Source organism: Acidocella sp. MX-AZ02 (genome assembly GCF_000306035.1).
Classification (GTDB): Bacteria; Pseudomonadota; Alphaproteobacteria; order Acetobacterales; family Acetobacteraceae; genus Acidocella; species Acidocella facilis.
Genome location: NZ_JH976208.1, coordinates 306585 through 308987, shown reverse-complemented (window position 1 = coordinate 308987; position 2403 = coordinate 306585). Strand labels below are relative to the sequence as shown.

Annotated in this window: 2 protein-coding genes; one reads left to right on the top strand and one right to left on the bottom strand. The window is 70.4% G+C overall.

From position 1 onward, the window contains the following. On the bottom strand, positions 1-936 hold a 936-nt coding region (locus MXAZACID_RS20105), incomplete at its 3' end, for a DEAD/DEAH box helicase (RefSeq protein WP_039885155.1). Between the two features lie 49 nt (positions 937-985). Between MXAZACID_RS20105 and MXAZACID_RS09740 the strand changes: the two genes are divergently transcribed. Further along, positions 986-2403: protein-disulfide reductase DsbD domain-containing protein (locus tag MXAZACID_RS09740; protein ID WP_008494131.1), on the top strand; the 1418-nt coding region annotated here is incomplete at its 3' end.

The window sequence follows — 2403 nt, the reverse complement described above, 5'->3', positions numbered from 1 at the left end:
GGCGGCCCGCGAGATGCGCTGGGTGGTCAGGCGGGTCAGGCCGGAATTCGTGTCCAGCACCGGCGCGCGGCGATAGCCACCATCGATGACGATGCGCACGCCGGGCACGGTGAGCGAGGTCTCGGCAATGGAGGTGGAGAGCACCACGCGGCGCTCCTCATGCTGGCGCAGCGCCTTGTCCTGCGCCTCGCGCGAGAGATCCCCATGCAGCGGCAGCACCAGGGCCGGGCAGCGTTCCAGCGCCTGCGCGGTGCGGCGGATCTCGGCCATGCCGGGCAGGAAGACGAGAATATCGCCGGGATGCGCCACCAGCGCCTCGCGCACCGCCTTCGCCGCCGCCTCCGGCAGATCGCGCGGGGACATGATGTCCCGCTTGGCGTGGATCACCTCAACCGGGAACATCTTGCCCTCGCTGCTGATCACAGGCGCCGCCAGCAGGGCGGAGAGTTTTTCGGCCTCGGCGGTGGCGGACATCGCCAATATGCGCAGCTCCGGGCGCAGGCCGCGCTGCAAATCGCGCACCAGCGCCAGCGCCAGATCCGCCTCCAGGCTGCGCTCATGCACCTCGTCGAAAATCACCAGCCCGATGCCCTCCAGCCCCGGGTCGGAGAGCAGGCGGGAGGTGAGCAGTCCTTCGGTGATCACCTCGATGCGGGTATTGGGGCCGACGGCACTCTCCAGCCGGGTGCGGAAGCCCACCGTCTCGCCCGCGACCTCGCCCAGCAGCTCGGCCATGCGCATCGCCGCGGCGCGGGCAGCGAGGCGGCGCGGTTCCAGCAGCAGGATTTTGCCGCCCATGCCCGCTTCCAAAGCCGCCAGCGGCACAGTGGTGGTTTTGCCCGCCCCCGGCGGGGCGACCAGCACGGCATTGCCGCCCGGCTGGCCCAGCGCTTGCAGCAGGGCGGGCAGGGCTTCGGCGACGGGCAGATCGGTCATCATCGCGCCCGGATAGCAGAGAGCGCGCGCCCATGCGATATTCCCGGCCATGCGCTGCCTCGCCCTGCTCGTCTTGCTGTTCCTGCCGCATTTCGCCCAAGCGGCGGCCAGCGCGCCTTATGTAACGCCGCGCGATCAGGTGCGGCTGGTCTCGGAAACCAACAGCGCCACGGATGGCAAATTGCAGCTGGCGCTGCAGTTCAAGCTCGCACCCGGCTGGCATATCTATTGGAAAAACCCCGGCGATGCCGGCTTTCCCCCCGCCGTCAGCGCCGCCGCGCCGGTGACGCTGGGCGCCCTCGATGACCCGCCGCCCGATTATTTCCTGCAGGACGGGATCGCCGCCTATGTGCTCTCGGGCGAGGCGCTGCTACCCTTCACCGCCAGCGGGATCAGCGGCGACAGCCTCAGCGTGAATGCACGCTGGCTGGTCTGCGCGGATGTCTGCGTGCCCGAACATGCCAGCTTCACCCTGCCCCTGACGGGCGGGGCGTCCGCCGAGGCCGGGCTGTTCCCCGCCGCCCCCAGCATCGTCCCCTCCCCCTATAAAGCGACGCTGACGCCGGATGGCACGCTGCGGCTGGACGGGGTGGGGGCGCAGCAGGTGAAAGCCGCGCATTTCTTCCCCGACTCGGCCAGCGCCCTGGTGAACAGCGCGCCGCAAACCTTGGGCTTCGGTGCGCATGATCTGACGCTGCACCTGAAACTGGCCGGCCCTGCCACGGCAGAGTTGACCGGAGTTCTGGAACTCACCGATCCGAGCGGGCGGATGCAGGCGCTCGCCATCGCCACCAGCCCGGCCCCACCCGCCGCGCACGCCCCCTGGTGGCTGCTGGCCCTGGCCGGCGGGCTGATTCTGAACCTGATGCCCTGCGTGTTCCCGATTCTGGCGATGAAGGCCGCCGCCTTCGCCCGCATGGGCGGCGCCGCCCATGCGCATATTCGGCGCGAGGCACTGGGCTATACGCTGGGCGTGCTGGGCTCGATGGCCGTGCTGGGCGGCGTGTTGCTGGGGTTGCGCGCCGCCGGGGTGGCGGCGTTCTGGGGGTTTCAGTTCCAGTCGCCAATTTTCGTCGCTCTGGCCGCCTGGGTGATCCTGGCGGCGGGGCTGAGCATGGCCGGGCTGTTCCATCTCTCGATGCCGGGCTTCATCGGCCGGCTGCCGGCGCAGCATAGCGTGCTCACCGGGCTGCTGGCGGTGCTGGTGGCCACACCCTGCACCGCGCCCTTCATGGGCGCGGCCATCGCCGCCGCTTTGGCGATGCCGGCACTGCCCGCCATGGGGCTGTTCCTGGCGCTGGGGCTGGGGCTGGCGCTGCCGATTTTGATCCTCGCCTTCATCCCGGCCCTGGCCGCTGCCCTGCCCCGCCCCGGGCGCTGGATGGCATGGGTGCAGAAGCTCCTCTCCCTCCCGATGTTCGCCACCTGCCTCTGGCTGGGCTGGGTGCTGTTCCGGCAATCCGGCCC